Raw genomic sequence first — 19,572 nt, 5'->3', positions numbered from 1 at the left:
GGAGGAGGGCGGGTACCCGACGGGTAGCCGTCAGGCGTCGAGGTAGGCTTCAATCAGGCGGGCCTTCTTGACCAGCAGCTGGGCGTGCTGGTCGTTGGTATCGACAAAGCGGTCGATGAAACGCAGGGCATCGAAAAACTCCTGCGAGAACTTGGCTTGTTCCTGGTCCTGCCAGGTGGTTTCGAGACGCCGCATCTGCCCCTTGAGGCTGGCGGTCATCTCTTGCATGGTGCGATTGAACTGGTTCAGCGACTTGGCGAACTTCACGAGGTCATCCGGATCGACATGGGCTTTGGCCAAGAGAACCACCTTTGGAATGCGGGGAAACTTCACCCAAATTGTAAATCAACCAAGCGCGCAGGGGAAGCATCGTTTCGGGGTGCAACGCCGCAGAAACGGGGTTATTGCGTGTGGATGGGGCGGCGAGGTAGGTCAGGCATGCTTGCCTGACACGGATATTTCGACGACACCCGTCAGGCAAGCATGCCTGACCTACGAAATAGATCCGCTGTCTGGGCTCAGTCACGCTTGAGCAGCTGCTCGCGTTGGATCATGACCTTGAGCGTGTGGCAGACCAGCTCGACCTGCGTGGCATCGAGGCTGTTGAAGAACGGCAGGGCGATGGTCCGTTCGCTGATCGACTCGGCGATGGGGAAGTCGCCTTTCTGGAAGCCGAACTGCTGGCGGTAGAACGGCTGGAGGTGGATGCAGGGGAAGTAGTTGGACGCGCCGATCTCGTGGCGTTTCATGCCCTGGATGATGCGGTCGCGTTCGGTGTGGCCGTAGTTGGCGGTGAGGCGGAGGACGAAGACGAACCACGACATCGTCGCCTCGGCCCCGGGCTCGATGGTGGGCAGGACCAGGTCGTCCCAGTCCATCAGCCGACGCATGTACAGCCCGGCGACGGTGCGGCGGGCCTCGAGCATCTCGTCGAGACGCTGCATCTGCACCAGACCCAGCGCCGCGTTGATTTCAGACAGGCGGTAGTTGTAGCCCAATCGTTCGTGGGCGAGCCACGACCCGGCGTTCTTGTCGGTGCCGACGTGAGCGCCCGTCGCCCGGCCCTGGTTGCGGAGGCTGCGACAACGCTCGGCGAGGTGGTCGTCATCCGTCACGATCATGCCGCCTTCGCCGGTGGTGATCTGCTTGTTGGGATAGAAGCCGAAGACGCCCGCCCGGCCGAAGGAGCCCGCGGCGCGTCCGCAGGACGCGGTCCCGCCTAGCGCCTCGCAGCAGTCTTCGATGAGCGCCACTTCGTGCTTGCGGGCCAGGCCTTCGAGCGCGGCCATGTGCGTGGTGTTGCCGAAGACTTCGACGGCGATGATGGCCTTGGTCTTGTCGGTCACGGCCGCTTCGACCTTGGCCGGGTCCATGTTCAGCGACTTGGGGCAGATGTCCACGAACACCGGCGTCGCGCCGACCATCAGGATGCAGTTGGCCGAGGCGACAAAGCTGAAGGGCGTGGTGATCACTTCGTCCCCGGGGCCGATGCCCAGGGCGAGCAGGACCAGGTGCAGGCCGGACGTGCCGGAGGAGACGCCGATGCCTTCGCGGCGTTGGGATCGACGAGCAACCTCGTCTTCAAACTCTTCGAGCTTGGGGCCGATGCTGAGTCGGCCGCTGCGCAGGGTTTGGACCACGGCGTCGATCTCGCGGTCGGTGATGTCGGGTTGGCTCAGGGGGATGTCGCTCATGATCGGTGGGGTCGGTCGGCGGGGGAGTCGTGCGACTCGGTCGATTCGGGGCAACAGCGTATCGCGTAAGCCTCACGGCCGCCACGGTTTGTGGCTCTTCTCACGGCTGGGCCAAAACCGCCGCGATCGCCTCTTGCCCCTGGCCGGTCTGCTGGAGATAGGTCCACGCCAATTGAATCCGTAGCGAGTCGTCGAGCTCGGCCCCGCCCCGGATGACGCGCGACAGCGTTTGGGTCTGCTCCTCGGTGAGCGGCTCGGGGCTCTGCAGACGGAGCACCAGTGCCAGGGCTTGCGTGTCCAAATCGGAAAACGCGGGAAGCTCCTGCACGATCTCGCGGGCCTCGTCGCTCCGGCTACGGATCAGCCCGAGCAACACCCCACGCTGCCAGGCGGGTTCCACGGTTTCGGATTGCAGGGCGGTGACGATCAGCGTCTTGGCTTGGATGGGTTCGAGCTCGATCAGGGTCTGCGTGCTGCGGACCACCGCGTCGAGTCGGCGGGCCCGTCCACGCGGTTCGCCGGGCTCGGTCCTGAGCACCACGGCGGAGGCAAACTCGGCCGAGCCGATGTCCTGGGCGTAGCGCGTCGCCCATCGGCAGGCCAACGGGTGATTGGTTTCGATGAGATTGATGACACGCGTCTCAACTTCGGGGAACTCGGCCGTGTCGTTGCGGGACATAGAAATCGCCTGGGCGGTTCGGCCTAGCTGCGCGACAAGCTCATCCTCCGAATCAATCAGCGGTTCAAACCGCTCGGCATCCATCCAGGGCGCGGCCTCCAGGCCAACCCAGGCGAGGCGTGTTTGGAAGGTGATGTCCTCGCTGTTTGACCAACGCTCGGACCACCATGCGTCAGCACGCCGGTCGCCGAAACGGATCGCGACTTTCAGGGCGAGCATCTCCAGGCGGGGCGGCAGGTCGGGCGTGGTCGCGATCGAGTAGGCCCAATCGGCACAGCCGTTGAGCCCGTGCGACCACGCGGTTTCCAGAAGTGTCGCCTGGGCCGCTTGGGCGGAAGGGTGGGTCGATCGGCGGAGATCGGCCAGCACCTGCTTGCCCTGATCATTGCCCAGTTGTGTGAGGAGCAAACCGGCCAAACCCTTTTTGCCTAAGGCGGGGTCGTCCAGCGCTTCGAGCAGATCGGCATACCCCGGCGAATCCTTGTCGAAGTCTCCCGCAGCCACCAGCGGTGACGAAAGCAAAAGCTTCACGCCCGGGTCCAGTCCCTGCCAACCGAGGAGGGCGAGACGTGTTGGCGGGTCGATGAGCTCGCCGTCGAGCGCGGCGCTGATGAGTTCGGCCTGGACGTCGGGCCGGGGAACTGTGGCGATGTCGGAGGGCGTCAGGCCACGCGGCTGATTCAGTTCGGCGATGCCGAGCATGCCGTGGACGCGCAGCGACGGGTGGTCCGCACGCGACAACCCCACAAACAGCGGACCCAGCTCGGGGGCCTCGAGGTGGCGCAGGGCGCGGAGCAGGCGGTTGTGCCGGCCGTCGGCCTGGACCGTGACCGCGTCGTTGAACAACAGGATGGCCTGCTGGGTCGTCTCGCGGTCGGGGACCAGGGCGGGGGTGGACGATGGTGGGACGGGCGAATCTTCAGAGGTGGGAGCGGATCGTGTCTCGGCGGCCGCGGTCTCGGGCACGCTCAAGGCGAGCAGGCCCGCGCTACAGAGCACGGCCCCGAGGGCTCGGCCACGTCTCATCCCTGATCGTGAAAGTCGCATCTTCCATAGTGTAGGTCGGCAGGGACACGCCGTGGGAGCCTAGGCTTTTGACCGCCCCGGCCCGCTCTGCGACGATAGCCCGCTTGCCATGCCTTACGAACGCTCCAACATCCAGAAGCTCCACGCCTACGTCCCCGGCGAGCAGCCCGGCTACCGCGAAACGCTCGGCGGCGGCGACTTCGGCGAGGGCATCGTCAAGCTCAACACCAACGAAAACCCCTATCCGCCGTCGGACTCGGTCATGGAGGCCATCCGCGGGCTGAGCCCCGAAGCCCTGCGGCTCTATCCCCCAGCCGACGCCGCGGAGTTCCGCCAAGTAGCGGGCGAACTCCACGGCCTCTCCGCCCAGCACGTCATCGCCACCAACGGCGGCGACGAGTTGCTAAGAATGCTCATCACCGTCTTCTGCGACCCACTCACCCCCAAGCCGAGGGCTGCCGAGCCCCCGCCAGGGGGCGAGAAAGCCCCGGATACGTCCAGGTCCGTGGGCGGCGGCATTGGCATGACCGATCCGAGCTACACGCTCTATCCCGTTCTCGCCAACATCCAGGACACACCCGTCACGGTTGTGCAGCGCACCGGCGAAGACTTCAAGCTCCCCGCCGACTACGCCGACCAGCTCAACGCCGCAGGCTGCCAGCTCGGATTCATCGTCAACCCCCACGCCCCGACCGGCCAGCTCGAATCGCTCGACACCCTGCGTCAGCTCGCCAACGAGTTCGCGGGCATCCTCGTGATCGACGAAGCCTACACCGACTTCGCCCCGCACAACGCGCTGCCACTGCTGCAGGAAGGCATCGAGAACGTCGTCATCCTCCGGAGCCTCAGCAAGGGCTACTCGCTGGCGGGCCTACGCTACGGCTACGGCCTCGCTTCCCCGGCAATCATCGAAGCCCTCGACAAAGCCCGCGATTCCTACAACACCGACATCCTCAGCCAGGCCGCCGCGACCGCGGCCCTGCGCGATCAAGAATACGCGAAGTCCACGTGGGACCGCACCGTCGCCGAGCGCACCCGCCTGACCACGGCCCTCCTCGAACGCGGCTTCACCGTCCCCGAAAGCCACACCAACTTCATCCTGGCCCAGGTCCCCAAGCCGAGGGCTGAGCAAAGCGAAGCCCCGGACCAAGCGAAAACCATCTACGAAACCCTCAAACAACAAAACATCCTCATCCGCTACTTCAGCAAGCCCGGCCTCACCGACAAGCTCCGCATCACCGTGGGCACGCCCGAGCAGAACGACAAACTCCTGGCCATCCTGGACTCCATTTCGCCATGACCCGATCCGCCTCCATCCAACGCGACACCAACGAGACCAAGATCAAGGTCAGCATCGACCTCGACCGCACCGGCTCGCCCGACGACATCAACACCGGCGTCGGCTTCTTCGACCACATGCTCACCCACGTCGCCAAGCACGGCCGACTCGCTCTCGCCGTCTCCTGCGGCGGCGATACCCACATCGACGACCACCACACCGTCGAAGACGTCGGCATCGCGCTGGGCCAAGCCCTCGACCAAGCCCTCGGCGACAAACGCGGCATCGAGCGCTACGGCCACTCCGCCGTCCCCATGGACGAAACCCTCGCCCGCTGCGCCCTGGACCTCTCGGGCCGCCCGGCCTTCGTCTTCAAAGTCGACTGGACCCACTACGCCATCAAGCCGGAGGCTGCGGAGCGCAGCGACAAAGCCCCGGATCCCAAAATCGTCGGCTCCAACATCCAACCCTTCGATGTCCAACTCGTCAAAGAGTTCTTCAACGCTGTGATGAACAACGCCAAGATGAACCTGCACCTCGAGGTGCCGTGGGGCGACAACAACCACCACATCGCCGAGGGCTTGTTCAAGGCCTTCGGCCGGGCCCTGCGGATGGCGATCCAAGTCACCCACGACGACATCCCCTCCACCAAGGGCTCGCTCTGATGCGTGACCAATGCCCTGCCGTAGCACGGCAGGGCGGTTCGATAGGAGGGCCACACACGCCCTAGCGTGAGTGCCCCCGAATTGCTATAGTGTGCGGCTCCCCAAACCGGGATTGGCCATGTGCCACGCCCCAAACGGGACAGATTCCAGATTCGGCCCTCACGGCCACGCTCTGCAATCTGCTGAAAACTCAATACTTACTCCTTATCGGGGCGTAGCGCAGCTTGGTAGCGCGCCATACTGGGGGTGTGGAGGTCGCAGGTTCAAATCCTGTCGCCCCGATTAAGAAGCCTTCGGCCTAACCGCCGGAGGCTTCTTTTGTGGGGTAGGGGGTGAGCTTATCTGGTACGTCCAAGGCGATCGCGGAGCTTGTGAGACGCGGAGGCGCGGAGGAAACCCCGGTGCTCCAGTAATAGAGACTGCCGCCGAAGGATCGATCGGGCTGGCTCCCACGCATTGCGTTGTCTTACTCCGCGCCTCCGCGCCTCCGCGTCTCACAAGCTCCGCGATCAGCGAAGCGCTGCTTCAAGCTTTCCAACCGTTAAACTGCCGCCCATGTCCACGACCGACGAAACCAAAATCATCTACTCCATGATGGGCGTGACCAAGCGGTACGACCGCAATGTCGTGCTCAACGACGTCAGCCTGTCCTACTACTACGGCGCGAAGATCGGCGTGCTCGGGCTCAACGGCGCGGGCAAGTCGACGCTCCTGCGCATCCTCGCCGGGACCGACACCGACTTCGAGGGCAAGATCCAGGCCCAGCCCGGCACGACCGTCGGCTACCTCCCCCAGGAGCCGCCGCTGCCCGACGATAAAACCGTGATCGAAGTCGTCCGCGAAGCCGTGAAGCCCGTCACCGAGCTCATGGCCGAATACGACGCGATCAACGAGAAGTTCGGCGAGGAGATGTCGCCCGAAGACATGGAGAAGCTGCTCGAACGCATGGGCGTCGTGCAGGAAAAGCTAGACGCGATGGGTGCCTGGGAGATCGACAGCAAACTCGAGATGGCGATGGACGCGCTGCGTTGCCCGCCGAGCGATGCGGTGATCGGCCCACTCTCTGGCGGTGAGAAGCGGCGTGTCGCGCTCTGCCGTCTACTGCTCGAACAACCGGATGTGTTGCTCCTCGATGAACCCACCAACCACCTCGACGCCCAGAGCATCGCCTGGCTTGAGAAGCACCTGCAGCAATACCCCGGCACCGTGATCGCGGTGACCCACGACCGCTACTTCCTCGACAACGTCGCGGGCTGGATGCTCGAGCTCGACCACGGCCGAGGCATCCCGTGGAAGGGCAACTACTCGTCCTGGCTGGACCAGAAACAGAAACGCCTCGAGCTCGAAGCCAAGCACGACGCCAAGCGGGCCAAGGAACTCAAACGCGAAGCCGAGTGGATCGGCCAATCCCCCGCCGCACGGCAAGCGAAAAACAAAGCCCGTGTCGCCCGCTACGAAGCGCTCTACGACGCCGAGCACCGCAAGCGGGCCAAGGACGTGCAGATCTACCTCGCCCCCGGCCCACGCCTCGGCGACAAGGTGCTCCAGGTCCGCAACGTCTCCAAGGGCTACGGCGACAAGCTCCTGCTCGACGACGTCAGCTTCGACCTCCCCCCCGGCGGCATCGTCGGCATCATCGGGCCCAACGGCGCGGGCAAGACCACACTCTTCAAGATGATCGTCGGCCAGGACCAGCCCGACTCGGGCGCCCTCGAACTCGGCGACACCGTCAAGCTCGCCTACGTCGAGCAGATGCGCGAAAGCCTCGAAGACGACCACTCTGTCTGGCAGTCCATCAGCGGCGGCAAGGAAAACGTCAAGCTCGGCGACCTCGAAATGAACAGCCGGGCCTACGTCGCCCGCTTCAATTTCTCGGGCAGCGACCAACAACAACTCGTCGGCTCGCTCTCCGGCGGCCAACGCAACCGTGTCAACCTCGCCCGCATGCTCACCACCGAGTTCAACGTGCTGCTGCTCGACGAACCTACCAACGACCTGGACGTCAACACGATCCGCTCACTCGAAGAAGCGTTAGAGAATTTCCCCGGCTGTGCCGTGATCATCAGCCACGACCGCTGGTTCCTCGACCGCGTGGCGACCCACATCCTCGCCTTCGAGGGCGACAGCCAGGTCAAGTTCTTCGAGGGCAATTACGAGGCTTACGCCGCGGACCTGCGTAAACGCAAGGGCGACGATGCCGACCAACCGCACCGGATCAAGTACCGGCCGTTGACGCGGTAATGTTTGGCATCGGTGAGCCGCTTGCGGGCTATTCGCTTTCGGGGGCGGGTTCGACGGTTTCCACCCAGTGCTTGGCCTCTACGTCCAAGAAATCGTGGAGCTGGTGTCGACACGAAATGCCACACGCCACGACGGTTTTACCTTGCGCCACCGCGTCACGGACGGCGGGGAAGAGGCGGTCTTCGCCGATTTGTTCCGAGAGGTCGTGGTGTTCGTAGCCGAAGGAGCCCGCCATGCCGCAGCAGCCCGCATCGACTTCTTCGCAGGTGGTGTTAGGCATCGCGTCGGCGAGTTGGCGAATCGCCTTGGTGCCGAAGAGGGCTTTTTGGTGGCAGTGGCCGTGGAGCAGGACATCGGGGTATTTGCTGCGGAGCTGGACGCCCTCGGCTTGGAGGAAAACGTCGATCATCGTGACGTACTCCGCGACGCGGCGTCCCAACGCTTCGTCTTCGATGAGGTCGGGCAGGTCGTCTTTCAGGGCCGAGGCGCACGAGGGTTCGAGGCACACGATGGGCCAGCCTTGCTGAGCGTAAACGTCGAGGTTACGCAGCGTATGTTGCCCAAGTATCTTCGCTTCTTTGAGCAGGCCCTTGGAAAGCCTCGGCCTTTGGCAGCAGCCCGCGTTGGCGAGCACGACGCGGTAGCCGCAGCCTTCGAGCAGATCGATCGCGGCGAGGCCGAGGTGCGGCTCCATGGTGTTGGTGTAGGTGTCGTTGAACAGCACGACGGTCTTCGCGCCCGCAGCAGGTTCTTGGGCTGGGCGTTGCTTGAGCAACGAATGCAGGTGTAGGGATGCGAACGCGGGCAACGGACGGCGGCGGTCGATACCCGTGAGTTTTTCGAAGAGCACGCGGTAAGGAGGGAGGCGGTCGAGCGTTTTGCCGATCCACGCGAATGGGCCGAACATGAAACGCGAGGCGTCGGGCATCCGGCCGATGAGCTTGGCCCCGAGTGGGATGCCGTGTTGGTTGTGGCGCATCTGTGTCGCCTCGGCCTTGAGCTTGGCCATGTCCACGGCGTTGGGGCATTCGCTCTTGCAGGCCTTGCACGATAGGCACAGGTCCAGCACCTCGTGCACGGCATCGCCGCCGAGCGCCGTGGTCATCGCTTGAACCGTCAACTCGGAATCGTCATCCGCGGTATCGCCGCCCATCTGCCCCGACATCGCCAGCCGCAGCGCGTTGGCCCGGCCGCGGGTGGTGTCTTTCTCATCCCGCGTGGCCATGTACGACGGACACATCGTCCCGCTCCCGAGCTTGCGGCAGGCCCCGACACCGTTGCACTGCTCGACCGCCAAACGGAATCCGCCCTGATCGCGGTAGTGGAACTGCGAGGAGACTTCCGCGACGCGGTATTGGCTACCGTAGCGCAGGAGCTTGGGGTCGGTCATCGACGGGCTGTCGATGATTTTGCCGGGGTTCATGAGGTGGCGGGGGTCGAAGAGGGTTTTGAGCCGGACGAAGGCGTCGTAGAGCTCGGGGCCGAAGGTGCGGGGGATGAACCCGCCGCGGACGATGCCGTCGCCGTGTTCTCCGGCGAAGACGCCGCCGTGCTTTTGCACTTGGGTGAAGGCGTATTCTGCGATCTGTTGCATCGCCTCGCGGTGGTCATCGCGGTGCAGGTCGATGGCGGGGCGGAAGTGGATCACGCCGACCGAGGCGTGGGCGTACATGGAGTAGCCGATGCCGAGCTCGCAACACTTCGCCTGCAGCCCGCCGATGTACTCGGGCAATACTTCGACGGGTACGCACGCGTCCTCGACGAAGGCCTGGCCCTTCACCGGACCTTTGACGTTAGAGATCAGGCCGAGACCGAGCTTTCGGGTTTCCCACGCGTCGTGTTGTTGGCTGTGTTCGAGCAGCAGCGGGTGGGCGTAGCCGACTTTTTGGTTACGCATCGCATCGGCAAAAGTGCGGGCCTTGGTTGCGACGTCTTCCGGCGTGTCGCCGAAGAACTCGGTGAGCAGCACCGCGGCGGGGTCGCCCTTGATCCAGGTCGCCATGTCTTTGGTGGCGGGGTTGACCTTGGCTTCGCGCAGCACGCTGCGGTCGAGCAGTTCGACTGCTGAGGGGTTATGCGTGTTGATGGTTGGAACCGCCGCGAGCGAGGCAAGGTCGTCGTCGAAGTGGACGACGCACACGGCCGTGGCGTGCGGCAGGGGCGTGAGCCTGAGCTTGGCTTCGAGTAGCACGCCGAGCGTGCCCTCGCTGCCGACGATGAGGTTCGACAGGTTCCATGTCCTGTGAGCGTCGGGGGCGATGGCATCCGCCCGCGGCCCGATCGGCCCGCAGTAGCCCGCGCCGTCGACAAACTCGTCGAGGTTGTAGCCCGACACCCGGCGCATCACCCGTGGGAACTTCGCGGTGATCGCATCTTGATGTCGGTTCACCAGATCACGCACGCCGCGGTACACCTCGGCCTCCCGCGGATCGACCCCATCGCCACCCGCAGCCCGGCGTTGCCAAGCCTCGTCGTCCATCGGCCCGCATTCCAGTACGGTCCCGTCCGCCAGTGCGACGCGGCAAGACAACGTGTGGTCGATCGTTTTGCCGTAGACCATCGAGCGGGTGCCCGAGGAGTTGTTGCCGATCATCCCGCCGACGGTGGCACGGCTGGACGTGGCAGGGTCGGGGGCGAAGTGCAGGCCCAGTGGTTTGAGCTCGGCGTTGAGTTGATCCCGCACCACGCCTGGCTGCACGCGGGCCCAGCCTTCCTCGGCGTTGATCTCCAGGACCTGGTTCATGAACTTGGAGCAGTCGATCACCATCCCCGGGCCGAAGGATTGGCCGGACAGGGCGGTGCCTCCGCCTCGCGCGGTCGTGGGCACGCGGTGCTCGTGGGCAATCTTCAATGCCGTGACCACGTCCGCCTCGTCTCGGGGCACGGCCACAACCCGGGGCTGCTGCTGATAGTGGCTGGCGTCGGTGGCGTAGAGGCCCCGGGTGGCGGGGTCGGAATAAACCTCGCCCCGCACTGCGGAACGCAGGACTTCTTCGAACGGGCTGGTGGCGACATCGGGGGGCATGGGTCGGGTGGGGCGTCGAGCCCAAAATACAGTTTACGGCAGCCCGATCCTTGGCGAACCCGTACAACTCGCTTCGCCGATGAACCGGGATTTTGCTATCTTGTCGCTCTGGAGGGGCGGTCTGGAACGGACTCCCACACAACGCCCAAGGCGAAAGGAACGGCAATGATCGGTCAACACAAAAGCAAGGTATTCGGCCTGGGCCTCCTGGTCTTCGCCATCGTCGCCACCGGCTGCGGCCCCGAGATGAAGCGTCTGCGTGACGAACGCAACGCCCTGTTCGAGCAGAACCAGGAAGCCCAGAACCTCATCGACGACCTGCGTCGGGCCAACGACGCCCTCAACATGGAGAACTCGACGCTCCGCAGCGATCTGGCTGGAGCCTCGACCGCGGTTGATGAGACGGCCTTCGACAACGTCGGCGGCGGCGTCACCGCGAGTGCAACCGACCAGGCGATCACCGTCAGTGTCCCCGGCGACCTGCTGTTCGCCCCGGGCAAAGTCGCCCTCAACAACACCTCCAAGAGCACGCTGTCGAGCATCGCCAGCATCATCGACGCCGAGTACCCCGGCCGCCGGGTCCGTGTGGAAGGCTACACCGACACCGACCCGATCAAGAAGTCGGGCTGGGTCGACAACCTCCAGCTCAGCCTCGAGCGCTCGGCTGCGGTCTACCGCTACCTCGAAGAGCAAGGCCTCCCCGCCGAGCTGATGTACGCCGCCGGTTTCGGTGCCCAGAAGGCCAAGGAAACCAAGAAGCTCAGCCGCCGCGTCGAAATCGTGGTGCTGCTTTCGGGAGAGTGATCGGGAAGCAGTGAGGCTTGAGTCGTGAGGCCTGAGATAAACTCACCCCTTTTTGCTCATCCCTCAATCCTCACCCCTTATCACTAGACCAATGATTGGCATCCTCGATTACGGCATGGGAAATCTCCGGTCGGTCCAGAAGGCGTTTGAGCATCTGGGCGGAACGCGGGCGGTGGTTGTGTCCGACCCGAACGAAATCACCGGCTGCGAGAAGCTGATCCTGCCCGGCGTGGGCAACTTCGCCGACGGGATGGCACATCTGCACGACCGCGGGTTCACGCAGCCCGTGCACGACTTCATCGACTCGGGCCGACCGCTCATGGGCATCTGCATGGGGATGCAGTTGCTGCTGGACAGCTCGACCGAAGACGCCGAGGACGACCCGGTGCCCGGGCTGGGTGTGGTGAAGGGCACGGTGCTCCGCTTCCAGGAAGGCCAGGGCCCCGACCAGCCGCGGCTGAAGGTCCCCCAAATGGGCTGGAACCGGCTGGATGTGTGTGGTGATAGCCCGCTCTTTGCCGGACTGGACGACGAAGCCTACGTCTACTTCGTGCACGGCTACTACTGCGTGCCCGAGGACGACGCGGTCGTCGCCGCGACGGCCGACTACGGCGCGCCGTTCTGTGCAGCGCTGCACCGCGACAACGTCTGGGCGACCCAGTTCCACCCCGAGAAGTCCCAGCGGGTGGGCCTGCAGATCCTCAAGAATTTCTCGGCGATGTAAGCCCGCTGAAGGGAAACGGCATGGACGCGAGCGCCTCAACCGACACCGCGGTCTTTCCGCGCCTAGCCGACCCGGAGGGGTATCGGCCGTGCGAATGGGATCTGATCGAAAACGCCGAGCGTTGCGCGTATTGGCTGGACCTGTTTCGTCGGCACTTCCCGACGCTGCTCGAGGCGTACCGCAAAGAGGCCGACGACCGCGGCGAAGACGCCGAGCAAGTGGAGCGGGCGATCGGCGAAGCGCTCGACCGGTTCAACGGCTACCTCGACATCCTCGGGCAAGACCCCGCGGCCTTCGGCTCGCTGGACATCCTGAAGATCTGTTACGCCCGGGAACGTGCCCTGCGGGCCGCGGGCATCGATGATGCTTACCGCCTGGCCAAGCACACCGACACTGAGCACGCCCTGGCGTTGCTGCCCGACTTGCTGCAGCAGTTGGACGCCATGCCCGAGGCCGAGCGTCGCGTGGCGATCATCCAGGGCGTCTTCACGGGCAACATCTACGACCTCGGCGCCACCGAGACGGCGGCGATGTTCACCGACCAGCGGGTCGACTTCCACGCGGTGCGGGCCAAGCTGCGTCCTCGTCCCTGGCGGTTCGATGCGTTGGACCAGTGGCTGGAGCGTCTCGACGGCCCGCCGCACCAAGCCGCGGTGCTGTTCGTGGACAACGCCGGGCCGGATGTGACGCTGGGGATGCTGCCGTTTGCCCGGGAGCTGCTCAAGCGGGGCACCGAGGTGATCCTCACAGCCAATACCTATCCGTCGCTGAACGATGTGACCCACGACGAGTTGGGCGAGCTGGTTGCCCGCATCGCGGCGTTCGACCCGGTCTTGCGGGATGCCCGCGCGGCGGGGCGGCTGACCCTCGTGGCCAGCGGGAACAACGCCCCGTTGATCGACCTGACGCGGGTCAGCTCTGAGTTGGCCGAAGCGGTCGAGGCGGCTGGGGTGGACCTGGTGGTGCTCGAAGGCATGGGGCGGGCGGTGGAGACCAACCTTTCGGCGCGCATGACGTGCGACACGTTGAAGTTAGCGATGCTCAAAGACACCGGCGTGGCCGAGGCGTTGGATGCCGAGGTGTTTGATCTGGTGATGAAATTCGAGCCTGCGCCGCCGCAATAAACCCCCGAGGCCGACGTTGTACCGCAGTCCCAACCTGCTGCACGAACCAACGGAACGCCTCCCATGTCCAACCCAACCCGCCCCGACAGCCGCTCCGGTTTCACGATCATCGAATTGCTGGTGGTGATCTCGATCATCGCCCTGCTCATCGGCCTGCTGCTTCCCGCGTTGGCCGGGGCCCGCAAGTCCGCCCAGCGTGTGACCTGTTCAAGCAACCTCCGCCAGCTCGGGGTCATCATGGAGTCCTACACCCAGGACTTCGATGGCTACTTCCCCGTTGCCCGGCCGATCCCTTCTCCCTTCCCCAGCCTCAGCACCGACCCGCCGCTGCACGAAGTCCTGGCGTATTACGTCCAGATCGGCGAGGCCCCCGACACCAACCGTGTGTACCAATGCCCCGATGACGACACGGTCTATCCGCTGTCGGGCATGAGCTACAAGTACGAAATCCACGTCGCCGGAGCGACCCTGCCGGACATCCTCTCGCGCGGTTTTGTTGAACGCATGGGCTGGGATGCGTCCTACATCCGCATCCTCAGCGACTTCGACGGCGAGGACAGCGACGAGGGCGGCTCGATGTTCTTCCTCGAAGACGGCAGCGACTTGTTCGTGCCCAAGCGTCACTTCAAACGCAACCTGCTGTTCGCCGATGGCCACGTCGATATCAATCTGCCGGGCATCTAAACCGTTACGGGCTCGGATGTTCTTAGAAAAAATAGTGATTCCCCTCGTTAAATTTAACACCCATTAACCCAAAGAATGGAAAAGTGCCATGGCTGGACGGATGACCGTAACTGAAGTGGATGTAAAAGCCGAGCGACGTCAACGTCGGCTGAAAGTCTGGGGGGGCACGTTGGGGGCTGTCTTGGTTGTGGCCGGAGCTTCGGGGATGGCTTGGTATCTGACCCCGCCCGCCATGCCCGAGACTTTTGAACAAGCCCAAGCCGTGGTCGAGTCGCCCCGGTACCAGCGTCTTTCGAAGGAAGCCAAGCAGCCGTACCTCGATGTGATCCGAGAGCAGTTCGGCTCGGTGGACCGAGACTTACGTCAGGCGATGATCCGGGAGAACGAGGCGATGCGTGCTGCGTTGCGTGAATCTCGTGACGCCGAGCGAGACGCTTACACCAAGGCGTATGTGCTGGCTACGCCTGAAGAACGCCAGGAAATGATGGAGGAACGGGAGGAGCGTCGTGGCGAGCGGGGCGGGGAGCCCGGCCGGGGCGGCGGCGATGGTGGTGGTCGTGGCGACGGCCCCAGCAACGAGCGGGTTAACGACCGGGTCACCAATGGAAGCGCCCAGAGCAGCCAGCTTCGCGGTGAGATGCGGGCCGAACGCCGTAAACAGAAAGAAGCCCAGCAAAAGAGTGGTTCTTGATTATTATTGAGCTTAAGCGGTAACTATGGCCTACAGTCATGCGTAATACGAGTGTCTCTAACGCAGCAATTGACAATAGTATTTGCCTTTGGATTTAGGTTTATGGCTCGGCTAACTAACCAGCACCCACCCAGGCTCCAGCCTCGACGAGGCTTTAGCATCATCGAATTATTGGTGGTGATCTCGATCGTCGCCCTGCTCGTTGGCCTGCTGCTGCCGGCGCTCAGCGGAGCTCGTAAGTCGGCCCAACGGGTGACCTGCTCCAGCAACCTCCGCCAGATCGGCCTGGTCTTGGGTAGCTACCTGATCGACCACGACGAGGTCTATCCGCTCGCCCGGCCGATCCCCGAGCCGTTCGTGGCTATCAGTGGCGATCCGCCGCTCTACGAAATCCTGGACAGCTATGTGAAATCCGGACCCGCCCCCGAGACCAACCCGCTGTATCTCTGTCCCGATGACGACACGGTCTACCCGCTCGCGGGGATGAGCTACGTCTACAGCCCCGCGGTGGCGGGCACGAGTATGAACAATCTGCTTGCCCGCACGTTCGTGCAGCGGATGGGCTGGACCGACGCCCAGATCGAGATCGCCAGCGACTTCGACGGCGAAGAGGGCGGCACCGAGTTCAATCTCATCGGCGGCGATACGGTCCTGGTTCCCAAACGCCACTTCAAACGCAACATCCTCTTCGGCGACGGCCACGTCGATATCGTCGTCAAGTAATCACACCTTTTTGCGTGGACCCGATCATGCCCGGAAAACTCTCAGTTCAAGAAGTCGATGTCAAAGCCGAACGGCGAAAAGCCTTGCTACGCCGGGGAAGCCTGGTGATCGGCGGGGCGGTGGTGGTGGCCGTGGTCGGTGGTGCGTCCTGGTACCTCACCCCGCCCGCGATGCCCGAGACCATCGAAGAGGCCCAAGCGTTGGTTCAGTCGCCGCGGTTTGACCGGTTGTCGAAGGAAGCCAAGCAGCCGTACTACGACGTGATCCGCGAGCAGTACGGATCGCTTGACCCCGAGACCCGCAAACAACTCCGCGCGGAAGACGAAAAACTCGCCGAGGCGATGCGTGATGCACGGATGATCCAGTTCCGCTCCATGCTGGTGGGGCTGGCGGATATGCCGCCCGAAGAGCGTGAGGAACTGGCGTCGCGGTTCCGTGGGAACCGGCCGGGCGGTGATCGTCCCGAACCTTCTGCCGAAGAGCAGGCCGAAAGGGCCGATCGGCTACGCGACCACATCAGCGACCGCATGGCCAACGGCGACTCGCAGATGAATCAACTCATGCGCGAGATGTTCAGCCAGAAGTACAAGAAACAGAAATAATTCGTTTTCTAGTTCTCGCGGTTCAATCGCCCGAGGTTTCGGCGACAAACATTGCGTTGAGCCCTTCGCGCAGCGTCGTGGTCATCTCGCCGACTTTGCCGTCCGCGATCTCTCGTTGCTCGACCTTGGTGACCGGCAAAACGCCCCACCCCGAGTTGGTCAGCATCACCTCGTCCGCCTCAAGCAGGTCCTCCACGGTCAGCATCTTCCGCACGACGTCGATGCTCTGTTGATGGGCAAGCTCGATCACCGCCGCCCGCGTCACGCCCGGGAGCACCGGCGCCCGCAGGGCTTCGGGCACTTCTTCGCCCCGCGCGAACGGGGTCAGCAGTTTCCCGTCCTTCACCAGCAGCAGGTTGCTCACTGCACCGGACGCGAGGTGATTGGTGATGTTTAGCCAGATCGCCTCGCCTGCCCCCGCGGCGGCGGCCCGGCGGAGCGATCGCAGACGCGACCAGTAGTTGAGCGTTTTGTGCCCGGCGTTGTCGTCGAAGGGGCTCGCGGCGGGGCCGTGGATGCGGGCGGTGATGCCCTGGGTGTAGTACTCCGGGGCGTAGGCGGTGGGCTCGGTCGGCACGATGGCGAGGGTGCGCTGCACCTCGATCTCGGGTTTGCCGTCCGCGGCGGTTTGCAGCATGGAGAGCGTCCCGGCGGTGAGCGTCAGGCGGACGCGGGCCCGGACCAGCTGGTTGTGCTCGATGGTTTTCTGGACCGCCTCGGCCAGGGGTTCGGTGTGGAATTCGTCGACCAGGCCCAGTTCTCGGGCCGAGCCCGCGAGCCGATCCAGGTGCTGCTGGAGGCGGAACGCTCGGCCCTGGTGGACCTGAAACGTCTCAAAAAGCCCCACCGCATGCTGAAAACCGGCATCGGAGACCGAAATCGAGGCTTCCGAGGCGGGAACCATCCGCCCGTTGAGGTAGATGTCGGGGGGGGCTTGGGGGCTTGGCGGTTGGGGGCTTGGGCTGGAAATGGCGAGCTTTCTGGGCAAGGGGTGGTTGCGGATCGGGCGGCAAAGTGTATAGTATTCGACTCGAAAAATCGGGCGGCCCCAAGGGTCCCGGATATTCGATCCAAGCCCCTAAGCCCCCAACACCTAACCCCCAAATACGCCATGAAGAACGACATCCACCCCGAGTACCGCACCGTAGTCTTCCGTGACGTCTCGGCCGACGAGATGTTCATCACCCGCTCGACCGCGACCTCCAAGGAAACGATCAAGTGGGAAGACGGCAACGAGTATCCCCTGGTCAAGGTGGACATCTCCAGCGCCAGCCACCCCTTCTTCACCGGTAAGCAGAAGTTCGTCGACACGGCCGGCCGCGTCGAGAAGTTCCAAAAGAAGTTCGCGGGCAACTACTTCGGCAAGAAGTAAACCCACGACGCTTCCAACTCGAATCCAATCCAGCGTTCATCGGCCCCGCGCCGGTGAACGCTGTTTTTCGGGGATATCCTTAAAGTTTCAGGGTTGTTCCAAGAGCCGATTTCCGGTTTAATCATGCATCGACCATCCGGGGTCGGTCTTGGGATGTACCGTTTTCTTTGGAGAGGAGATAGTCTTGCGTTTCTCAGTTCTCTCGGCCGCTCTCGCTGCCACTGCTGTCTGTGGTCTCGGATCGACCCAGGCCTTCGGTTCGTTGGTCAACTACACCGATTCGAACCGTGTGATCGCCGCCAACTCCGAACAAACCTTCTCGCTCCTCGGGGCGGGTGTGATCGGTTCGACCGACAGCTACACGATCGAAGGCACCATGACCTTCGACTTTACCGGCGACCTCAACTTCGACGCCTTGTTCCTGATCACCGACGGCACCGTGGAGTACGGCGGCGAAGTCGATGAGATCGGTTCGGGCAGTTCCCCCCAGGTGTTGGTCAGCGCTAACGCGGGTGATGCATTTACCGCCCCCGAAACCAACGGCAACGCCGTGACCAACCAAGCGGGTACCAGCAACTTTGTCGTCGACTTCGTGATCACCGGCGACGGTTCGAGCACCACCGCCACGGTGAGTGTCGGCTCGGACTCCAACTCCATCGAAGACAGCGTCATCCCCGACGGTTTCATCGCTCCGCTCGCTGCGGAGGACGGCTTCTCGCTGGTGCTGGTCAACCTCGAGGGTATCGACTTCACCTTCGATGACATCGCCATCACCATCATCCCCGAGCCGATGTCGGCTGTGATGCTCGGCGGCCTGTCGCTGCTGGGCCTCCGCCGCCGTCGCAAGGCCTGATCGTCGGAGCTTCCATCCTGCTTTTCCCAAGGCTGTGCTTGAACGCACAGCCTTTTTCTTTCCGGGCTGTGGTATCTTGCCCCGATGGCTCTGAATCCCTCCACCCTCGACGCGATCCGCCAGAAGCTCGACGAAGTCGCGGCGCAGTTTGACGAGCTCGAACGCCAGCTCGCCGACCCCGAGGTCGTGTCGGACCACCAGCAACTCCGCGTGCTGGGCACCAAGCGTTCCGCAATCGCGGGGATTGTGGGCAAGTACCGCGAGCTTCAACAACTCGACGCCGAGGCGGACGAGGCGAAACAGATCATCGAGGCGACCGGCGACGACCGCGATGCGGAACTTGTCGAGATGGCCGAGGCCGAGCTTCCCGACTTGCAGGAGCGCTCGGCGGCGCTGATGGAAGAGATCAGCAACGAACTGGTCACGGCCGACGACGCGGCGATCGGCAGCGTGATCCTCGAAGTCCGCGCGGGCACCGGCGGGGCGGAGGCGGCGCTGTTTGCGGGCGAACTCGTCGAGGTCTACCAGAACTTCGCCAAGTCGCGCGGCTGGAAGATGGAGGTCGTTGACCTCGCCGCGGGTGAGCAGGGCGGGGTGCGTCACGCGACCGCGACCGTGGGTGGCGAGGGCGTCTGGCAGGGGCTTGGCTACGAGGGCGGGGTGCACTGCGTGAAGCGTGTCCCGGCGACCGAGACCCAGGGCCGGGTGCACACGAGCACCGCGACCGTGGCGGTGCTCCCCGAGCCGGAAGAAGTCGAGGTGGATATCCCCGACAGCGATCTCGAGGTCCACGTCACCACCGCCCAGGGCCCCGGCGGACAGAACGTCAACAAGGTCGCCACCGCCGTCCACATGATCCACAAGCCCACCGGCATCGAGGTGCGGATGCAGGAATCCAAGAGCCAGGCCCAGAACCGCCAGAAGGCGATGCAGCTCATGCGGGCTCGGGTGTACGAACGTATGCAGGCCGAGAAGGACGCGGAGTACGCCGAGGAACGCAGCAAGATGATCGGCACCGGCGGCCGCAGCGAACGTGTGCGGACGTATCGCTGGAAGGACAACATGGTGGTCGACCACCGCCTGGGGCGTAACTTCAACCTGCAGACGCACATGTCCGGGGCGCTGGATGAATTGATCGAAGCCCTTATTGCCGAGGACCGCGCGCAGCGGCTCGCATCCCTCTGATGCGGAGATGTAGGTCAGGCATGCCTGCCTGACACGGAGTTTCTATCACTCGATGTCAGGCAAGCATGCCTGACCTACGACGCTGACGCTTCACGCTCGGATTAAGTCCACCCGCCATCCGGACTCCGAGCCCGAAGCGTAAGCGAGGGCCGCTGAAGTAGGTCAGGTCTTCGACCTGATGCGCATTTCATACGATGCAGC

Annotated in this window: 18 protein-coding genes and 1 tRNA gene; 14 read left to right on the top strand and 5 right to left on the bottom strand. The window is 63.9% G+C overall.

Annotation, left to right across the window (positions count from 1 at the left end; genetic code table 11):
• Positions 1-30: 30 nt before the first annotated feature.
• From HNQ40_RS00710 to HNQ40_RS00700, 3 genes are all read right to left on the bottom strand, one after another.
• On the bottom strand, positions 31-300 hold the full coding sequence (locus HNQ40_RS00710) for a WXG100 family type VII secretion target (RefSeq protein WP_184675376.1): 270 nt from the start codon (positions 298-300) through the stop codon (positions 31-33).
• Positions 301-518: 218 nt separating this feature from the next.
• Positions 519-1,694, bottom strand: coding sequence for a DegT/DnrJ/EryC1/StrS family aminotransferase (locus HNQ40_RS00705; protein WP_184675374.1), 1,176 nt, complete (start codon positions 1,692-1,694; stop codon positions 519-521).
• A gap of 100 nt (positions 1,695-1,794) precedes the next feature.
• Complete coding sequence (locus HNQ40_RS00700) at positions 1,795-3,399, bottom strand: hypothetical protein (protein ID WP_184675372.1); 1,605 nt, start codon at positions 3,397-3,399, stop codon at positions 1,795-1,797.
• A 109-nt stretch (positions 3,400-3,508) separates the two neighbouring features.
• Here HNQ40_RS00700 and HNQ40_RS00695 point away from each other — a divergent pair, with 109 nt between their 5' ends.
• The 4 genes from HNQ40_RS00695 (at position 3,509) to ettA (ending at position 7,584) form a co-directional block, all read left to right on the top strand.
• Complete coding sequence (locus HNQ40_RS00695) at positions 3,509-4,699, top strand: pyridoxal phosphate-dependent aminotransferase (RefSeq protein ID WP_184675370.1); 1,191 nt, start codon at positions 3,509-3,511, stop codon at positions 4,697-4,699.
• On the top strand, positions 4,696-5,343 hold the full coding sequence (locus HNQ40_RS00690) for an imidazoleglycerol-phosphate dehydratase (protein WP_184675368.1): 648 nt from the start codon (positions 4,696-4,698) through the stop codon (positions 5,341-5,343). Before HNQ40_RS00695 ends, HNQ40_RS00690 begins: the two co-directional genes overlap by 4 nt.
• A gap of 208 nt (positions 5,344-5,551) precedes the next feature.
• Positions 5,552-5,625 (top strand) — tRNA-Pro (locus HNQ40_RS00685).
• Positions 5,626-5,898: 273 nt separating this feature from the next.
• Positions 5,899-7,584 carry an energy-dependent translational throttle protein EttA gene (ettA, locus tag HNQ40_RS00680; RefSeq protein ID WP_184675366.1) on the top strand — a complete coding sequence of 562 codons (1,686 nt, stop codon included), beginning with the start codon at positions 5,899-5,901 and terminating at the stop codon, positions 7,582-7,584.
• A gap of 28 nt (positions 7,585-7,612) precedes the next feature.
• On the opposite strand, the gene HNQ40_RS00675 is transcribed toward ettA, so the two are convergent.
• Entirely contained in the window at positions 7,613-10,609 is a 2,997-nt protein-coding gene (locus HNQ40_RS00675; RefSeq protein ID WP_184675364.1) for an FAD-binding and (Fe-S)-binding domain-containing protein, read from the bottom strand.
• A gap of 165 nt (positions 10,610-10,774) precedes the next feature.
• On the opposite strand from HNQ40_RS00675, the gene HNQ40_RS00670 reads away from it, so the two are divergent.
• The 7 genes from HNQ40_RS00670 to HNQ40_RS00640 all read left to right on the top strand — a co-directional run bounded on the left by HNQ40_RS00670 (position 10,775) and on the right by HNQ40_RS00640 (position 15,961).
• On the top strand, positions 10,775-11,413 hold the full coding sequence (locus HNQ40_RS00670) for an OmpA/MotB family protein (RefSeq protein WP_184675362.1): 639 nt from the start codon (positions 10,775-10,777) through the stop codon (positions 11,411-11,413).
• Between the two features lie 91 nt (positions 11,414-11,504).
• Positions 11,505-12,137, top strand: a complete 633-nt coding sequence (hisH, locus tag HNQ40_RS00665; protein WP_184675360.1) for an imidazole glycerol phosphate synthase subunit HisH — start codon at positions 11,505-11,507, stop codon at positions 12,135-12,137.
• Between the two features lie 20 nt (positions 12,138-12,157).
• Positions 12,158-13,261: an ARMT1-like domain-containing protein gene (locus HNQ40_RS00660; RefSeq protein ID WP_184675358.1), complete on the top strand. Its 1,104-nt coding sequence runs from the start codon at positions 12,158-12,160 to the stop codon at positions 13,259-13,261.
• A 63-nt stretch (positions 13,262-13,324) separates the two neighbouring features.
• Positions 13,325-13,945 (top strand): type II secretion system protein, encoded by a 621-nt coding sequence (locus HNQ40_RS00655; RefSeq protein WP_184675356.1) that lies wholly within the window; start codon positions 13,325-13,327, stop codon positions 13,943-13,945.
• A gap of 205 nt (positions 13,946-14,150) precedes the next feature.
• Positions 14,151-14,636 (top strand): hypothetical protein, encoded by a 486-nt coding sequence (locus HNQ40_RS00650; protein WP_184675354.1) that lies wholly within the window; start codon positions 14,151-14,153, stop codon positions 14,634-14,636.
• 102 nt (positions 14,637-14,738) lie between these two features.
• The gene (locus tag HNQ40_RS00645; RefSeq protein WP_184675352.1) at positions 14,739-15,359 is read left to right on the top strand and encodes a prepilin-type N-terminal cleavage/methylation domain-containing protein; all 621 of its coding nucleotides are present in this window, start codon (positions 14,739-14,741) and stop codon (positions 15,357-15,359) included.
• Positions 15,360-15,385: 26 nt separating this feature from the next.
• Positions 15,386-15,961 carry a DUF3106 domain-containing protein gene (locus tag HNQ40_RS00640; protein WP_184675350.1) on the top strand — a complete coding sequence of 192 codons (576 nt, stop codon included), beginning with the start codon at positions 15,386-15,388 and terminating at the stop codon, positions 15,959-15,961.
• A 22-nt stretch (positions 15,962-15,983) separates the two neighbouring features.
• On the opposite strand, the gene HNQ40_RS00635 is transcribed toward HNQ40_RS00640, so the two are convergent.
• The gene (locus HNQ40_RS00635) at positions 15,984-16,949 is read right to left on the bottom strand and encodes an aminotransferase class IV (protein ID WP_184675348.1); all 966 of its coding nucleotides are present in this window, start codon (positions 16,947-16,949) and stop codon (positions 15,984-15,986) included.
• A 123-nt stretch (positions 16,950-17,072) separates the two neighbouring features.
• On the opposite strand from HNQ40_RS00635, the gene HNQ40_RS00630 reads away from it, so the two are divergent.
• From HNQ40_RS00630 to HNQ40_RS00620, 3 genes are all read left to right on the top strand, one after another.
• Positions 17,073-17,333: a type B 50S ribosomal protein L31 gene (locus tag HNQ40_RS00630; RefSeq protein ID WP_184675346.1), complete on the top strand. Its 261-nt coding sequence runs from the start codon at positions 17,073-17,075 to the stop codon at positions 17,331-17,333.
• A gap of 184 nt (positions 17,334-17,517) precedes the next feature.
• Positions 17,518-18,186, top strand: a complete 669-nt coding sequence (locus HNQ40_RS00625; protein ID WP_184675344.1) for a hypothetical protein — start codon at positions 17,518-17,520, stop codon at positions 18,184-18,186.
• Positions 18,187-18,270: 84 nt separating this feature from the next.
• The gene (locus HNQ40_RS00620) at positions 18,271-19,371 is read left to right on the top strand and encodes a peptide chain release factor 1 (RefSeq protein ID WP_184675343.1); all 1,101 of its coding nucleotides are present in this window, start codon (positions 18,271-18,273) and stop codon (positions 19,369-19,371) included.
• The last annotated feature ends 201 nt before the right edge of the window (positions 19,372-19,572 follow it).

The sequence above is a fragment of the Algisphaera agarilytica genome (assembly GCF_014207595.1).
Lineage (GTDB): Bacteria > Planctomycetota > Phycisphaerae > Phycisphaerales > Phycisphaeraceae > Algisphaera > Algisphaera agarilytica.
This window is presented reverse-complemented; position numbering and strand designations above follow the sequence as displayed.